The organism is Pseudomonas sp. GW821-FHT02B10, from assembly GCF_059421865.1.
Window position 1 is genome coordinate 380,528 of the sequence record NZ_JBWKVU010000001.1, and the last position, 16,187, is coordinate 396,714.

Annotated in this window: 13 protein-coding genes; 8 read left to right on the top strand and 5 right to left on the bottom strand. The window is 64.3% G+C overall.

Going from position 1 to position 16,187, the window contains the following annotated elements; genetic code table 11:
- The first annotated feature begins 137 nt into the window (after positions 1-137).
- Together AC07VU_RS01715 and AC07VU_RS01720 are read left to right on the top strand one after the other, a co-directional pair.
- Complete coding sequence (locus AC07VU_RS01715; RefSeq protein ID WP_457275701.1) at positions 138-3,713, top strand: ATP-binding protein; 3,576 nt, start codon at positions 138-140, stop codon at positions 3,711-3,713.
- Between the two features lie 90 nt (positions 3,714-3,803).
- Entirely contained in the window at positions 3,804-5,048 is a 1,245-nt protein-coding gene (locus AC07VU_RS01720) for an EAL domain-containing response regulator (RefSeq protein ID WP_087091343.1), read from the top strand.
- 7 nt (positions 5,049-5,055) lie between these two features.
- Here AC07VU_RS01720 and AC07VU_RS01725 read toward each other — a convergent pair whose 3' ends face one another.
- A complete protein-coding gene (locus AC07VU_RS01725; RefSeq protein ID WP_007923029.1) occupies positions 5,056-5,718 on the bottom strand; it encodes a response regulator in 663 nt (220 codons plus the stop codon).
- A gap of 475 nt (positions 5,719-6,193) precedes the next feature.
- Between AC07VU_RS01725 and AC07VU_RS01730 the strand changes: the two genes are divergently transcribed.
- Entirely contained in the window at positions 6,194-6,478 is a 285-nt protein-coding gene (locus tag AC07VU_RS01730; RefSeq protein WP_114759954.1) for a DUF3509 domain-containing protein, read from the top strand.
- Positions 6,479-6,645: 167 nt separating this feature from the next.
- On the opposite strand, the gene AC07VU_RS01735 is transcribed toward AC07VU_RS01730, so the two are convergent.
- Positions 6,646-7,515 carry a TIGR02285 family protein gene (locus AC07VU_RS01735; protein ID WP_420801055.1) on the bottom strand — a complete coding sequence of 290 codons (870 nt, stop codon included), beginning with the start codon at positions 7,513-7,515 and terminating at the stop codon, positions 6,646-6,648.
- Positions 7,516-7,581: 66 nt separating this feature from the next.
- On the bottom strand, positions 7,582-8,781 hold the full coding sequence (locus AC07VU_RS01740) for a CaiB/BaiF CoA transferase family protein (RefSeq protein WP_274305624.1): 1,200 nt from the start codon (positions 8,779-8,781) through the stop codon (positions 7,582-7,584).
- Between the two features lie 149 nt (positions 8,782-8,930).
- On the opposite strand from AC07VU_RS01740, the gene AC07VU_RS01745 reads away from it, so the two are divergent.
- From AC07VU_RS01745 to AC07VU_RS01755, 3 genes are all read left to right on the top strand, one after another.
- Positions 8,931-9,470 carry a YaeQ family protein gene (locus AC07VU_RS01745; protein ID WP_007923023.1) on the top strand — a complete coding sequence of 180 codons (540 nt, stop codon included), beginning with the start codon at positions 8,931-8,933 and terminating at the stop codon, positions 9,468-9,470.
- 61 nt (positions 9,471-9,531) lie between these two features.
- Positions 9,532-11,241, top strand: a complete 1,710-nt coding sequence (recJ, locus tag AC07VU_RS01750) for a single-stranded-DNA-specific exonuclease RecJ (RefSeq protein ID WP_495029449.1) — start codon at positions 9,532-9,534, stop codon at positions 11,239-11,241.
- 294 nt (positions 11,242-11,535) lie between these two features.
- Positions 11,536-12,642, top strand: coding sequence for an NADH:flavin oxidoreductase/NADH oxidase (locus AC07VU_RS01755; RefSeq protein ID WP_274305626.1), 1,107 nt, complete (start codon positions 11,536-11,538; stop codon positions 12,640-12,642).
- A gap of 191 nt (positions 12,643-12,833) precedes the next feature.
- Here the strand turns inward: AC07VU_RS01755 and AC07VU_RS01760 are convergent, their stop codons facing one another.
- The gene (locus AC07VU_RS01760; protein ID WP_495029450.1) at positions 12,834-14,465 is read right to left on the bottom strand and encodes a glucan biosynthesis protein D; all 1,632 of its coding nucleotides are present in this window, start codon (positions 14,463-14,465) and stop codon (positions 12,834-12,836) included.
- Between the two features lie 191 nt (positions 14,466-14,656).
- Here AC07VU_RS01760 and AC07VU_RS01765 point away from each other — a divergent pair, with 191 nt between their 5' ends.
- Positions 14,657-15,190 carry a GNAT family N-acetyltransferase gene (locus AC07VU_RS01765; protein ID WP_457275705.1) on the top strand — a complete coding sequence of 178 codons (534 nt, stop codon included), beginning with the start codon at positions 14,657-14,659 and terminating at the stop codon, positions 15,188-15,190.
- 61 nt (positions 15,191-15,251) lie between these two features.
- Here AC07VU_RS01765 and AC07VU_RS01770 read toward each other — a convergent pair whose 3' ends face one another.
- A complete protein-coding gene (locus AC07VU_RS01770) occupies positions 15,252-15,548 on the bottom strand; it encodes a hypothetical protein (protein WP_495029451.1) in 297 nt (98 codons plus the stop codon).
- A 166-nt stretch (positions 15,549-15,714) separates the two neighbouring features.
- Between AC07VU_RS01770 and AC07VU_RS01775 the strand changes: the two genes are divergently transcribed.
- The gene (locus AC07VU_RS01775) at positions 15,715-16,143 is read left to right on the top strand and encodes a hypothetical protein (RefSeq protein WP_256583131.1); all 429 of its coding nucleotides are present in this window, start codon (positions 15,715-15,717) and stop codon (positions 16,141-16,143) included.
- Positions 16,144-16,187 lie beyond the last annotated feature (44 nt).

The following is a 16,187-nucleotide window of genomic DNA, read 5'->3' on the forward strand; positions in this document are numbered from 1 at the left end:
TGTCTTTTTATACACAGGCTGTTTATCGCGGCGTGCCTTCAATGACGGAACTCAAGGACGGAGCTTAAGGCCAGAGCTCAAGGACAGAGCATCTAGAATAGGGCGGCGACGCGTCGAGGATCACCCACAGGATGCTTATGTTGCTGCGCCCGGTTTTGTGCACATTGATGGTTTTGGCGACGCTGGCCCTGGCCCCGTGCCTGATGGCGGCGCAGAACCTGCCCTTCAAGCTGGTGCCGGCCTTCGTCGAACTGGAGCCGCTCACCCTGGCCCCGGTCGAACGGCAATGGCTGGCGGGCCGTGGCACCTTGAAGGTGGGCATTTCGATCGATGACTACCAGCCGATCGACATCACGCGCGACCGCAATCGTTACCAGGGCATCAGCGCCGACTACCTGAGCCTGGTCGGCGAACGCCTGGGCATGCCCATGGAGGTGTTGGGGTTCTCCGAGCGCGAGCAAGCGGTCGAGGCGCTGCGCAATGGCACGATCGACATCCTCACCAGCGCCAACGGTTACGAGCGCGGGGTCGCCGGGCTGCACTTTTCCAGCGACTACATGCCCGACCGGGCGGTGGTGGTCGTACGCCGGGACGAGGCCCAGATCCCCGAGGACCTGGCCGGCAAGAAAGTGGTGCTGCTGGAAGGGTATGCGGACGCGAAGGTCGCCCACGCGGCTTATCCCCACAGCCAGATCATTCTCTCGCCCAATCTGTACAGCGGCCTGGAAGCGCTGAAGCAGGGGGATGTCGATGCCTTTATCGGCAATGAGGTGATCGTTCGTGCCTACAAGGCGCTGCGCCCTTACCTGGGGTTGCAGATCCGCACCGAAAGCCGGCTGCCGCCGATCGGCTTTGCCTTCGCCACGCGCCAGAGCGACCCGTTGTTGAGCCGCCTGATCGAGCGAGCGCTGGAGAGCATCGACGACTCCACGGATCGGGAGATCCTGGCCCGCTGGACCACCGGGCTGGGCGCCAGCACCAGCGACGAACGGATCAAGTTGAGCAAGGCGGAGCGCGCCTGGCTGCTCGAACATCAGCATGTGGTGGTGGCGTCCCAGCAGTACCCACCCTACGTGTTCAAGGACAAGGACGGCCAGTGGACCGGACTGAACATCGACCTGCTCAACCGCATCTCGAGAATGACCGGCCTGCAGTTCATCCAGGAGGAAAGCTTTTCCACGACCCATACCCTGGACCTGCTGCTCAAGGGCCGGGCCCAGATGAACACCACCTTGTCGGCCAATGACGAGCGCTGCGGCTTCCTCGACTTCACCCACCCCTTTGGCGGTTCGGCCTGGGTGTTCGTGGTCCGCCCCGAGGACATCCAGCTCAACACCTTCAGCCAGTTGGCGGGCAGGGTGCTGGCGCTGCCGGCCAAGCATGCGCTGGAAAGCTACGTCCGGCAGAACTACCCGAAGGTCCGCCTGCGTTCGGTCGCTACCTATCAAGAGGCGCGGGCCCTGGTGGCCAATGGCGAGGCCGACGCGACCATCCAGAATGAAGTCGAGGTGCAGGGTTATCCGGCGAACGGGCTGCGCATCGGCCGCAGCGTCGAAGGCAAGTGGTCGGCCGACGAGTTGTCGGTGCGCCGGGACCAGCCCGAGCTGCTGAGCATTCTGAATAAGGCCCTGGAGGCCTTCCCGGTGGCCGAGCTCAGCGCCATCCGCCTGAAATGGCTGGGGGTGACGCCAGTGCCGGTGCCCATGTGGCAGCGGGTGCCGGTGTGGATCTACTGGGTCACCTTCACCGCCATCCTGTTCGGCCTGCTGTCCCTGGCTTGGAACACCCGGCTCAAGGGGCAGATCCGCCAACGCCTGCAAGCCGAGCAACGGCTCAACGACCAGGTGGCGTTCAAGCGCGCCTTGCTCGACGGTATCCCCAACCCGATCTTCGTCCGCGACCTGGCCGGGCGCCTGATCACCTGCAACAAAAGCTACGAAACCCAGACCGGCATGCGCCTGGAACAGATCAAGGGGCTGTGCCTGACCGAGCTGGATGTCTTGCCCGAGGCCACGGCCCGGCAGTTGCACCGCGAGTTCCTGGAGCAGCTGGAGTCCCAGGAGTCGGTGTTCGTCGACCGTCAGATCGAGTCCAGAAGGGGCCCGGTGCATGTCTATCAATGGACGGTGCCGTTCTACAGCGCCCAGGGTGAATTGCAGGGGTTGCTGGGGGGCTGGATCGATATCACCGAGCGCAAGCGCCTGGAGGAAGAGCTGCTGCAAGCGCGTCGTGCGGCGGATCAGGCGAACTACGCCAAGAGCGCCTTTCTCTCGACCATGAGCCACGAAATACGCACGCCGATGAATGCGATCATCGGTTTGCTGGAACTGGAAAAGGAACAGGCGCGCCTGCGCGGCATGCCGTTTTCCGATGCGCTGCGCGTGGCCTACCAATCGGCACAGGAGCTGGTCGGCCTGATGGGCGATAACCTCGACCTGGCCAAGATCGAGGCCGGGCACATGCAGCTGGCGCCGCAGACCGTGGCCCTGCGAGGCTTCTTCGAAGACATACAGCAATTGTTCGAGGTCACCGCGCGCAACAAGGGGCTGCATCTGACGCTGGCCTTCGACAAGGCGGCGGACGGCTTCTACTGGCTCGACCCGCTGCGCCTGCGCCAGGTGCTGCACAACCTGCTGAGCAATGCCCTGAAATTCACCCAGGCTGGTGAGGTGCGGGTGTCCGTGGAGCGCCAGGCCGATGAACATGGCGCCGACCGTTTGTGCATCAGCGTGGCCGACACCGGGTCGGGCATCAGCCCCGAGAAGCAGGCGAGCCTGTTCGATCCGTTCATCCAGGCCCATCTGCAGACGACGCCGGAGCAGGGCGGCACCGGCCTGGGCCTGAGTATCTGCAAGCAACTGGTGGAGCTGATGGGCGGGCGCATTCTGCTGCAAAGCCAACCTGGCGCGGGAACCACCGTGACCCTTGAGCTTTACCCGGAACAGGTGGTCGAGGATTTCAGCCAGTCGCCCCAAGTGACCCGCGAGCGCCCGCAGAGCCGTCGCATGTCGGTGCTGGTGGTCGACGACGTGCGCGCCAATCGCATGGTGCTCAGCCAGCAACTGATGTTCCTCGGGCACAAGGTGGTGGCGCTCGACAGCGCCGAGGCGGCGCTGGCGCGCTGGCAGGGCGAGGCGTTCGACCTGGTGATGACCGACTGCCACATGCCGGGCATGAGCGGTTATCAGCTGAGCGAAGCGATACGGCAGATCGAGGCCCGGGAAGGGCGTGACGCCTGCCCGCTGATCGGTTGCACGGCCAATGCCTTCGAGGATGAGCAGCAGCGCTGCGAGCAGGCCGGCATGGATGAACTGCTGGTCAAGCCGGTGACCCTGGACCAGCTGGCGCAGATGCTTGCGCGCTTCTTGCCGCCGCCGTCCTTCGACATCCAGACCCTGCGCTCCATGACCCAGGCGGACGAGCCGATCCTGCAACGCATGCTGCGCGAGCTGTGGAGCAACCTGGGGCAGGAGCAGGCGGCCCTGGAGTCGGCGGTGCTGGAGCAGGACTGGGCGCGTATCGGCGCGTCCACGCACCGCCTCAAAGGGGTGTGCTGCCTGATCGATGCGCTGCCGCTGGCCCAGGTCTGCATCGACCTGGAGGCCGTTGCCCGGGCCCACTCGACGGCGGTGCTGGCGGAGCACTGGCTGCGCCTGAAGGAGGCCATCGGCTGCTTGCGCAGCGATATCGAGCCGCATCTGGGTAGCGATTAAGACTTGTCTTATGGGGCGGCCTGCCCGCTGCGATTAACGTACCGGCCCGCTGCGGATTCTCGCCGCTCTCGCCGTATCGGAGGTCGTTCCATGCACAGGTTGAAAGTGCTCGTTCTTGAAGACAATTCGTTCCAGTTGATGGCCCTGCACCAGATGCTCAACGCCAATGGCGTGTTCAACGTGTTGAATGCCGAAAGCGTTGCCGCCGCCCGGCAATCCCTGGACAGCAAGGGGCCGGTGGATATCGCCATCTGCGATCTGTACCTGGAGCAGGCCGACGGGCTGGAACTGATTCGCTACCTGGCAGAGCAGCAACGGGCGAGGGCGCTGATCATTCTCAGCGACGCGCAAGCGGATGTCCGCGAAGGCGCCGCGGCGATGGCCCGGCAGCAGGGCCTGAATGTGCTGGGCTGTCTGCCCAAGCCGGCCTCGGTCACCCTGCTCAATGAACTGCTGGGCCTGTACCAGCAATGCTTCGAGCCTGGGCCGCAAGACTTGTCGCTGGCCCAGGTGCGCGAAACCCTGGCCCTGGATGTGTTCCAGCCGGAGGTGCCGACCGCCGAGGAAGGGCAGGCGGCGGTACAGCGCCATGGGGTCGCGCATTTCCAGCCAGTGGTCAGCCAGGACGGCGAGGTCCTGGGCGTCGAGGCGCTGGCGCGCTGGCAGCACCCGGAACACGGCTTGATGCTGCCTGCCGAGTTCCTGCCAGTGATCGAATTCGCCGGCCTGGAGGAAGCCTTCACCTGGCTCATGCTGGAGCAGGCCCTGCAATTGTCGGCCGGGGTGCGCCTGGTCATGGGCCGTTCGCTGGCGATCTCGGTGAATATCCCGGTGGGCATGCTGGAACTGCCGAACTTCGCGCGCCAGCTGGAAACCCTGCTACGGCGTTTTGAAGTGCCGGCACGCCTGCTGACCCTGGAAATCGTCGAGACCACCGAACTGGAAACCGATATCGCCCATGTGGAGGCCCTGCTGCGCCTGCGCATGATCGGCTGCAAGCTGTCGATTGGCGACTTCGGCACCGGCGGCACCAGCCTGCAGCGCCTGTTGGAATTGCCGTTCACCGAGCTGAAGATCCCGCCGGCCTTCGTCTGCGGGCTGGCTGACGATGAGCGCAAGGCGGCCGTGGTGGCCGGCGCCATGAGCATGGCCCGGCGCATGTCGCTGGGCGTGGTGCTGGCGGGTATCGAGAGCGCCGCCGACTACCAGGCGGCCAAGAAGCTGGGGCAGGCACGCCTGCAAGGCTGTTTCATCGCCGAGCCCATGAGCGCCGTCGCCGTGCGCCAGTGGATCGCCCGGCGCTTGCATGACGACCTCGACGAGCAGGCCGGCTGAGCCGGGCTCAGGCGAGCCCGTGTTCCTGCACGTAGATGTACAGCGCCGCGGCGCTGGACAGGCCGAGCTTGCGCATGGCGCTGACCTTCTGGGTGCTGACGGTCTTTTTGCTGCGGCTGAGCTTCGCGGCGATTTCCCCGACCGTCAGCCCGGCCGCCAGCAGGCGGATGACTTCGAGCTCGCGGGGCGACAGCTGTTCCCCGGACAACAAGCGATCCGGCCCGACCTCGCCCGCCAGGCTGAGAAGTTGCTGGATGGCCTGGGCGACAAACACCTTGTCGCGGCGCACATGGCTGATCGCCGCCGGCAGCTCGTCGGCCAGGCTGGCCTTGCTCAGCAGCCCCGAGACGCCCAGGTCGAGAATCGAACGGAACAGCCCGGCATTGTTGAGCATGGTCACCACCACGATCGGTAGCTGGGGATGATGCCGGCGCAGTTGCTCGATCAGACGCAGGCCATCGTTCTGCTGTTCGCCCGGCATCATGAAGTCGGTGACCAGTACGTCGCAGGGACAGCTTTGCAGCAGTTCGCCGAGGGCGGTCGGGGAGCTGGCTTCGCCGACGATCTCCAGGTTGTCGTCGCGCTCCAGGACGGCCCGCAGGCCGATGAGGAAAATCGGGTGATCGTCGGCCAGGACGATCCGCAGTTTTTTATTGGACGTTTGATTCAAGACTCGCTCCGGTGAGAAGGCAGCATTTCGGACAGGCCCTGCAACCGGGCAACCATCATCGCTGCGCCGCCGGGCTTTGCCAACCGCTCGAGGAGAGGGCCCCCATGGCCACACCCCCACCTGCCAGAAAGACCTGCGCCAGGCCTGAAAATCCGCCTCGGGAGCAGGTCGCGATACCGGTTCGGATCGACCCTCGGCGCTATTCCTGCCAACAGGCGGTATTGCGCTACAAGAAAGTCGAGGCGCTGATCGATCAGCCGGCACCGTCGCGTTCGTTTCTGGTTTGAGTGCCGATTCTAGTCTGATCCGGCCTGTTTTTTATCTGTCATGTTTTGCGGGCATGCTGGATCGACTCAGGTCGGCAACCGCCAGCGGTTGCGAACTTTCTTCTCTGGGCGATGGTCACTTGAATGCCAGAAAGCTACCGGCATTGGTGTATTCGAGCCTTAATTCCAGCTATTGAGTGGTGATCGAGATGGAAAGTATCAGCCTATTGTTGGGTGAAGCTTTGAGCCCGTATCAGGTAACTCTGACCCCGCGCGCGCAGGGGGAATGCCTGGTGAGCCTGAAGAATGCCTTGGGGGCCATCGTGGTCGAGCGCGAGTTCAGCCAGGCCCAGTTGACCGACAAGCGTCAGTTGACCGATGTCGTCGACGGTCTGCATCGCGACGTATTGATCGCCGAAGGTCGCCTGGAACCCTGTGTCATCGCGGCCTTGCGCAATGTGGCCCAAGAGAAGGCGTTCGACAGCGCACGCTGATTGGAAATTTTCGGGAACCTTCGCTTCAGCCCATCAGTCAGACCCTTGGCAACAGGATCGAGCATTGTGCTCCGGTGCTTGTCGCTTGTTGCACGGGTCTGGTTTCAGACCACGTTTAACCCCGAGTTGTCTCCCCACTGCTCGGGGTTTCTTTTTGCCCGGATTTTTTAGCGCTGCGGCGCGTCGTGGAAAAACGCCAGGGCATCGCTGCGGTATTGCTCGCGCAGCGACGGTTCCAGCCACTGGGCATAAAGCTCCAGCAAGGTGTCCGGGCGCAGTTCGAGCAGCGCGCGGTTGATGCGTTCCACCGCCTGTCGGCCCTGCGCAGTGTTCGAGCAGCCGACATTCACCGACTGATACCTGGGCATGCCCTGGATCGGGTAGAACTCCAGTTCATCGGGATCGATCCCTTGCTGTTGCGCCTGGAAACGGATTTCTGTCTGGTAACCGATCAAGGCTTTCAGGCGCCCGTGGCGTTGCATCTGCAGCAGGTTGCCGATGGCGCTGTTGCCGTAGTGGGCCATCAGCGCGCCGAGCGGAGCCTGTTTGAGCAGGCTGTCGATCGGTTCGCCATAACTGCGCTCGGCCACCACGCCCACATTGTGCAGGGGGCTGACCAGCAGTGCGCCCAGGTCGATCTGGCCGTCATGGATAAACGGCAGCAGGTCGGGACGGTCCTGGCGCCGTACCGCCAGGCCGTTGCTGAATATACGAAAAGTGGTGATGGAAAACGCCAGCCATTGTGCTCGCTGCGGGGTGAACAGCAGCGCCGGATCGCAGACGAAGGGCAGTTCCCGGAGCATCTGCATGGCCCGGGCGCGGTTGACGTGCACGAACTGATGGTCGTACTCCGGCAGGCTGGCCATCAGCACGGGCAGGGCCTGATCGATCACGCCCAGGCCTTTTTGCGGACCTTCGAAAATCGTCATCGGCGGCAGGTCGCGCAACACCCAGATCAGCGTGTCCCGGGCCTGGCTGACCGGTGACCAGGCGCCGAGCGCCAGCAGCATCGACAACAGGCGTATGCCACGAATCATTCGCCTGCTACGGCATGGGGTCATCAGGCTGCTGATCCTTGTCGGTAAAAGGCATAGTTTTTCAAACTAGATCGCGCCGTTGTCACGCAGGCTTTTGATCTGCTGCTCGTCGTAGCCCAGGGCGCCCAGTACCTGGGCATTGTGTTCGCCGAGCGCGGGGCCGACCCATTCGGACGAGCCCGGGGTGTCCGAGAGTTTCGGCACGATGCCGGGCATCTTGAATGCCTTGCCGTCCGGCAGCTTGGCCTGGAGGAACATTTCCCGGGCGAGAAACTGCGGATCGCTGAACATGTCCTCGGCGCTGAAGATGCGGCTGGCAGGGACTTGTGCCTGGTTCAGCAATTCGAGCACATGCTCCAGCGGCAGCGAGTTGACCCAGCGATCGATGACTCCGTACAGCTCGTCGCGCCGGCTGTCGCGGCCGTCGTTGCTGGCCAGGGCCGGGTCGTTGGCCAGGTCGTCGCGGCCGATCAGCAGCATGAAGCGCTTGAAGATCGCATCGCCGTTGGCGCCGATCTGCACATGCTTGCCATCGGCGCTGGTGTGAATGGAGGAGGGCGTGATGCCGGGCATGATGTTGCCGGTGCGTTCGCGGATGAAGCCGAAGACATCGAACTCCGGGACCATGCTTTCCATCATGGCGAAGATCGCTTCGTACAACGCCACGTCCACCACCTGGCCCTGGCCGCCATTGACCTCACGGTGCCGCAGGGCCATCAGCGCGCCGATCACGCCCCACAGGGCGGCAATCGAGTCGCCGATGGAAATGCCGGTGCGCACCGGCGGACGGTCCTCGAAACCGGTGATGTAGCGCAGCCCGCCCATGGATTCGCCGACCGCGCCGAAACCGGGCTGGTCCTTCATCGGTCCGGTCTGGCCGAAGCCGGACAGGCGCACCATCACCAGCTTGGGATTGAGCGCGTGCATGGTGTCCCAGCCCAGGCCGAGTTTTTCCAGGACCCCGGGGCGAAAGTTCTCGATCAGGATGTCGGCCTCGGCCAACAGCTTCTTCAGCACCTCCAGGCCGTCCGGGTGCTTGAGGTTCAGGGTCAGGGACTTTTTGTTGCGCGCCTGGACGAACCACCACAGGGATGTGCCTTCATACAGCTTGCGCCACTTGCGCAGCGGGTCGCCGCCGTCCGGCGATTCGACCTTGATCACCTCGGCGCCGAATTCGGCGCAGATGCGCGAGGCGAACGGGCCGGCGATCAGGGTGCCGAGTTCGACGACTTTCAGGCCGGCAAGGGGTTTGGCGGTAAGCGGCATGGAAGATCCTTGTAGGACAAAGATTGGACGGTAGAGCGTTTTAACATAGCCCGGCGTTCCCTCGCCAAAGGATGATGGTGCGCGATTCGTGGATTGGCTCGTGCATCGGTTAGACTTGCCGCCTTTCCTCGTATCAAGAAGCCCCGTCCATGGCCCAGCCGTCTACCACCTACAAGTTTGAATTGAACCTGACTGACCTCGATCGCGGGGTGTACGAAAGCGTCAAGCAAACCATCGCCCGCCATCCGTCGGAAACCGAAGAGCGCATGACCGTGCGTCTGCTGGCCTACGCCCTTTGGTACAACGAACACCTGTCGTTCGGTCGTGGCCTGTCGGAAGTGGATGAGCCGGCCCTGTGGGAAAAAAGCCTGGACGACCGCGTGCTGCACTGGATCGAAGTCGGCCAGCCGGACGCCGAGCGCCTGACCTGGTGTTCGCGCCGTACCGAGCGCACCAGCCTGCTGGCCTACGGCAGCCTGCGCGTGTGGCAGACCCGCGTAGTGGACGCGGTGAAGAACCTGAAGAACCTCAATATCGCCGGCGTGCCCCAGGACGTCCTGGAAGTCCTGGCCAAGGACATGCCGCGCGTTATCAAGTGGGACGTGATGATCAGCGAAGGCACGATCTTCGTCACCGACGATCGCGGCCAGCACGAAGTCCAGCTGGAATGGCTGTTGGGCGAACGCTGAGTTCGCCACGCCGCGTTGTTTCGCCGTATCCCCCGTATCGAAGAGAAGCTTCTGTCACCCCATGCGTATCGAACCTCGTGAGTTGCCCGCCACCCTGCCGTTTCTCGGTGATCTGCCGCCGTTGCTGACCCGCCTGTACGCCGCCCGTGGCGTGCAGTCCGAGGCCGAGCTGGACAAGAGCCTGGCGCGGCTGATCCCGTTCCAGCAGCTCAAGGGCATCGAGGCGGCAGTCGACTTGCTGGTGACGGCGCTGGAGCAGCGCGAACGCATCCTGATCGTCGGCGACTTCGACGCCGACGGCGCCACCGCCAGTACCGTGGGCATGCTCGGCCTGCGCCTGCTGGGCGCGGCCCATGTCGATTACCTGGTGCCGAACCGTTTCGAATATGGCTACGGCCTGACCCCGGAAATCGTCGCGGTGGCCCTGGAGCGCAAGCCCCAGCTGCTGATCACCGTGGACAACGGCATCTCCAGTGTCGAGGGCGTGGCGGCGGCCAAGGCGGCCGGTCTGAAAGTGCTGGTCACCGACCACCACTTGCCGGGCCACGAGTTGCCGGCGGCCGACGCCATCGTCAACCCGAACCAGCCCGGCTGCGAGTTCCCGAGCAAGGCGCTGGCCGGCGTCGGGGTGATCTTCTATGTGCTGATGGCGCTGCGCGCCCGCCTGCGCAGCCTTGGCTGGTATGAAACCAAGCCGCAACCGAATATCGGCGAGCTGCTGGATCTGGTGGCGCTGGGCAGCGTGGCCGACGTGGTGCCGCTGGACGCCAACAACCGCATCCTGGTGCACCAGGGGCTGGAGCGGATTCGCGCCGGGCGCGCGCGGCCGGGGATCAAGGCGATCCTCGAAGTGGCCAAGCGCGAGGCGTCGCGCATCACCTCCACCGACCTGGGCTTCATCCTTGGCCCACGGTTGAATGCCGCCGGTCGCCTGGACGATATGAGCCTGGGCATCGAATGCCTGCTCAGCCATGACATGGCCCTGGCGCGGCAAATGGCCAGCCAACTGGACGAGTTGAACCAGGATCGCAAATCCATCGAGCAGGGCATGCAGCGCGAAGCCCTGGCCCAGCTCAAGGACTTGCCGGTGGAGTCGATGCCGTTCGGCCTGTGCCTGTTCGAGCCCGACTGGCACCAGGGGGTGATCGGGATTCTCGCTTCGCGGCTGAAAGAGCGTTACCACCGGCCGACCATCGCCTTTGCCGACGCCGGCGAAGGCATGCTCAAGGGTTCGGCGCGTTCGGTGCCGGGCTTTCATATCCGCGATGCCCTGGACGCGGTGGCGGCCAAACATCCGGACCTGATCAGCAAGTTCGGCGGTCACGCCATGGCTGCCGGCCTGTCGCTGCCGGAGCAGAATTTCCCGGCCTTCGCCGAGGCCTTCGATGCCGAGGTGCGCCGCCAGCTGCGCGAGGAAGACCTGACCGGGCGCCTGCTGTCGGACGGCACCCTGGCGGTGGAAGAGTTCCACCTCGAACTGGCCCGCGCCCTGCGCCATGCCGGGCCCTGGGGCCAGCACTTTCCCGAGCCGCTGTTCCATGGCGTGTTCCAGCTGGTGGAGCAGCGCGTCGTCGGCGAGCGCCACCTCAAGGTGGTGCTGCGCAGTGAATGTGGTTCGGTGAAACTCGACGGCATTGCCTTCGGCATCGACCGCGATATCTGGCCGAACCCGACCATCCGCTGGGTGGAACTGGCCTACAAGCTGGACCTCAACGAGTTCCGCGGCCAGGAAACGGTGCAACTGATGATCGCCCATATCGAACCGCGCTGACCCGCGCGGACGCTTTCGCGGGCAAGCCTCGCTCCTACGAACGGTGGGCGCTGCTTCTGTAGGAGCCAGGCTTGCCGGCGAAGAGGACGCTGCGGTGTACCAGGCCGGGCACTGACAAAGTGCATCGGAACCCTGCTGGTCGCGCCGTTGTCGACTAGGCTCTAAACACTGCTTGATTGGCCTTGTGACGTTTTGTCCTTTTTCTCCCGCGGGGGCGGGCGCTGTTCCTTTCCAGTCACTCGTCGACTTTTCAAACAGAACCCTGGAGCCTGACCACTGATCGAGAGGTGCCCCATGAGTCTGCTGCTTGAGCCCTATACCCTTCGTCAACTGACCTTACTCAACCGCATCGCGGTATCGCCCATGTGCCAGTACTCCAGCGTAGATGGACTGGCCAATGACTGGCACCTGGTGCACCTCGGCAGTCGTGCCGTGGGTGGCGCCGGACTGATTTTCACCGAGGCCACGGCGGTCACCGCCGACGGGCGCATCACCGCCCAGGACCTCGGCCTGTGGAACGACGAACAGATCGCACCCTTGCAACGCATCACCCGGTTCATCACCGCCCAGGGCGCGGTCGCCGGCATCCAGCTGGCCCACGCCGGACGCAAGGCCAGCACCCATCGGCCATGGCTGGGCAAGCATGGCAGCGTCAAGCCCGAGGAGGGCGGCTGGGTCCCGGTTGGCCCTTCGCCGATTGCCTTCGACCCGCAACATACGCCGCCGACCCAGCTCGACGAAGGGCAGATCGCCGCGATCGTCCAGGCCTTCGTCGATTCGGCCAAACGTGCCCTGGTCGCCGGTTTCAAGGTGGTCGAAGTGCATGCTGCCCACGGCTACCTGCTGCATCAATTCCTCTCGCCCCTGAGCAATCAGCGCCGCGACCAGTACGGTGGCTCCTTCGATAACCGCATTCGCCTGGTCCTGCAGGTGTGTGAGGGGGTGCGGGCGGTCTGGCCGGAAGAATTGCCGCTGTTCGTCCGGGTGTCGGCCACCGACTGGGTGGAGGACGGCTGGAATCCGGACGAAACCGTCGAGCTGGCCTGCCGCCTGAAAGCATTGGGGGTGGACCTGATCGATGTCTCGTCGGGCGGCACCGCGGTCAATGCCGAAATCCCCACCGGCCCGGGCTACCAGACCCGATTCGCCGAACGGGTGCGCAAGGAGTCGGGGATCGCCACCGGCACCGTGGGCATGATCACCGAGCCGGCCCAGGCCGAGCATATTCTGCGCACCTGCCAGGCCGACATCATCTTCCTCGCCCGGGAGCTGCTGCGCGACCCGTACTGGCCGCTGCATGCCGACGACGACCTGAGCGGGCACAAGGCGATCTGGCCGGCGCAATACCAGCGCGCGACCCATCGCGACCAACCGATTCACGAGTCGGATCTGCGCGAGTAGGCTGGCTCGGCAATAAAAAAACCGGCCCGCGAGGGCCGGTTTTTTGTGCTGGCGGGCAACCTGTAGTCGCTGCCGCAGGCTGCGATCGACCGGGAACCGGTCGCAAATCGGGCGGCGCGGATCGACTGAAGAGCCTGGGTCCGCTGCGCGGCCCATCGCAGCCTGCGGCAGCGGCTACAGATAGTGCTGCATCAGCTGTACTTGCGCTTGTCCGGTGCCGGCGGGAAGTACTGGTACAGCCAGGTTTCGCTCAGGGTGCGATCGTTGCTGCGAATGAACAGCCGCAGTTCCACCGGATCGACGCTGTCGTTGGTCGGGTACCAGTCGAAGAGCACGCGATAACCCTGGATCTCGTCCAGCTTCAGCACGTGGAAATCCTTGACCTGACCGTTCGACGCGGTGACCACCGGCTCGATGCCGGTGCCCTCCGGCAGCCGCTCCAGGCCGCCGCCGTTGAAGTCCACGGCGAAGCGCCGGGCCCAGACCGGCGGATAATGCTCGCCCGGGGCCCAGCCCTCGACGAAGCCGCCCATGCCCGAACGGGTGGCGTTGACCCGCGCCAGCGGCGTGCCCACCGGTGGCAGGGCGCTCCAGTACAGCTTGTAGCCGTAGTTCAGCGAATCCCCGGCGGCCAGCGGTGTTTTCGGGGTCCAGAAGGCCACGATATTGTCCAGGGTCTCGCCGGTGGTGGGGATCTCCAGCAGGTCGACCGAGCCTTCGCCCCAGGCGGTGGTCGGCTCGACCCACAGGCTCGGGCGCCGGCTGTACCAGTCCACGGTGTCCTGGTAGTTGGCGAACTCATGGTCGGTCTGCACCAGGCCGAAACCCTTCGGGTCCTTGTCGGCGAAGGCGTTGAATTGCAGGGTCGCCGGGTTGTTCAGCGGGCGGCAGATCCACTCGCCGTTGCCGCGCCACATGGCCAGGCGGTCCGAGTCGTGGATCTGCGGATGGATGGTGTCACACATGCGCCGCTCATGGGTGCCGCAGCTGAACATGCTGGTCATCGGCGCGATGCCCAGTTGTTCGATGGCGGTGCGGGCGTTGACGTGCGCATCGACGTCCATCACCACGCGCTCGGCCTGGCAGTCGATGTCGAAGCGGTAGGCGCCGGTGGCGCTGGGCGAATCGAGCAGGGCATAGACCACGAAACGGGTGCTGTCCTTGTCCGGGGTCTCGAACCAGAACTGGGTGAAGTCGGGGAATTCTTCACGCTTCTTGGCGTAGGTGTCGATCGCCAGGCCGCGGGCCGAGAGGCCGTACTGGCCGGTCTTGTCCACCGCGCGGAAATAGCTGGCGCCGAGGAAGGACACCACATCGTGCCTGTCCAGCTCCGGGGCCTTGAACAGCTTGAAGCCGGCAAAACCCAGGTCGCCCTTGAGCTGCGCGGTGTCGACGCTGGTGTTCTGGTAGTTGAACAGCGACGGGCGGAAATGCACTTCCCGCGCCTGCCGGGTCTTGGCGTCGACGCTGTGCATGCGCACCGGCTGCTTGAAGCCCATGCCGACGTGGAAGAACTGCACGTCCAGCTGGCCGTTCAGCTCCTTCCACAGCGAGTGGTTGCCGTCGTACCGGATCGCGTTGAAGTTCTGCGGGGTCATGGTCGCCAGGGTCGGCGGCAGCACCTGCTTGGTGTCCACGTAGGGCTTGCCGGCCAACTGCTTGGCCCGGGCCTTGAGAATCTCGAAATCGAAGGCCTGCGCCTCGCCGTCGGCGGCGCCTGCGCCTGCGCCTGCCCAGGCCCGGGTGGCCAGCAGACCCGTGGCCGACAGGCCGGTGTAGGCGGCCAGCGCCATGGATGCTTTCAGAAGATGCCTGCGATGCATAAGTGAACCTTGTCAGGAGATCCCGAGCCCTTCCTGGCTGCGCTGGATCGGAAATGGAGGTTCGGTCATGCCTTCGGCCAAACACAACGGACTTTTAACAGCGGGCGGATAGAATAATCGGTTCGCCCGAGGCAAAAAATGCCCCGCGTGTATCGATACGTAAAACCACGGACGGCTTCAGGAAAACCCACATGCTCAATGAACGCCTTTTGACCTCGCAAGACATCCCGCTGTTCAAACTGATTGATCGTGCAGAGCTGATCGAGGCGTTCTACCGCCTGCAGGACGGGCAACTGCTGGGTTATCCCCAGCGCGAGGTGGTGACCGGCTGGCCGCCCGGCGAAGCCGAGCATGACGCGCGGGTCTTGCGGGCGTGTGAACAGCGCGGCGGCTGGCTGTATGGGGTGTTCGACGAACACCGGCTGGTGGCCGCGGCGGTGGTCGATTGCCTGGTGATCCACAACGCCGGCCTGCGGCTGCGGCAGTTGAAGTTCCTGCATGTCAGCCAGGCGTATCGCGGGCGCGGCCTGGGCCAGCGCTTGTTCGGCCTGGCCGCCGAGCAGGCACGGCGCATGGGCGGCGAGGGGCTGTATGTCTCGGCCACGCCGTCGCGCAATACCGTGGATTTCTATCGCCGTCTGGGCTGCGAGCTGTTGGCGGCCCCCGATCCAGAGCTGTATCGCCTGGAACCCGAGGACATCCATCTGTACCTCAGGTTGCCCTGATTTCAGCGGATTGACACCAGGTCAGCCGGTTGGATGAACGGCATCAGTGATTCGTGGGCTCCTACTGACTCAAGGGCATGAGCCACGGCACGGCACACAGCACCAGCACGCAGCCCAGCCACAGGCCCAGCCAGCGATAGTGGGCCGGCATGCCGAAGGCGTGCCAGCCTTTGGCGGCGGCATACACCAGGCTGATCTGGATCAGTACCAGGGACAGGACCCCGGTGGGAATCGCCAGGGCCGAGACAAAGGGCGCGGCGACGGCGCGGGTCAATACCAGGCCCAGTTGCAGGGCGGCGAACGGCAGCACCAGCCAGACGGCCACTTGCAGCATCAGGCTGACGATTCGCGAGGGCATGGGCGCATCCTGGCTGCCGAAGAAGTTTCAGCGCCACGGGCTGCGGAGCCAGGCGCTTTGTGGCGGCGGATGGTGCCGCAACTTGATCGGCTTGGCCAGACCTCGTTCAATAGCCGCCTTTCAAGGAGATCGGGCAAATGAATTGCAGTTTTTCGGCGGGCGCGCGATGAAGTACAGGAAGACGCTGACGGTGCTGGTTTTACTGCTGTTCGCCTGCGCGCTGGTGTTCGTCTGCGCCTTGAACACCGTGCTTGAGCGCAAGCCCTATTCGAGCACCAGCCCCTCCGGCCGTTACCTGCTGCAGCATGCCTCGGCCGGTGGCCTGCTGGTGCCCTTCGGCGGCCTGGGCTACTTGCAAATCATCGACCTCAAGGAGCCGCAACGGGTCTATCGCACGCCCTTGATCGAAGACTGGTCGCTGGACCTGCGGATGTACGAGGACGACAACAGCATCAGCATCTTTGGCCTGGAGTTCATCAAGGCCAGCAAGACCTACATCATTCAGTGGCCGGACTGGGAGCACCACTGGCTCGATAGGTTCATCAGCAACACGCCCTACGAGTTCTGTGCTGAAACCGACGGTAATTGCTATTAGCCGGGCCGGCGGAGGTGCCGCCGGGCCTGGCCACATCGTTCTTT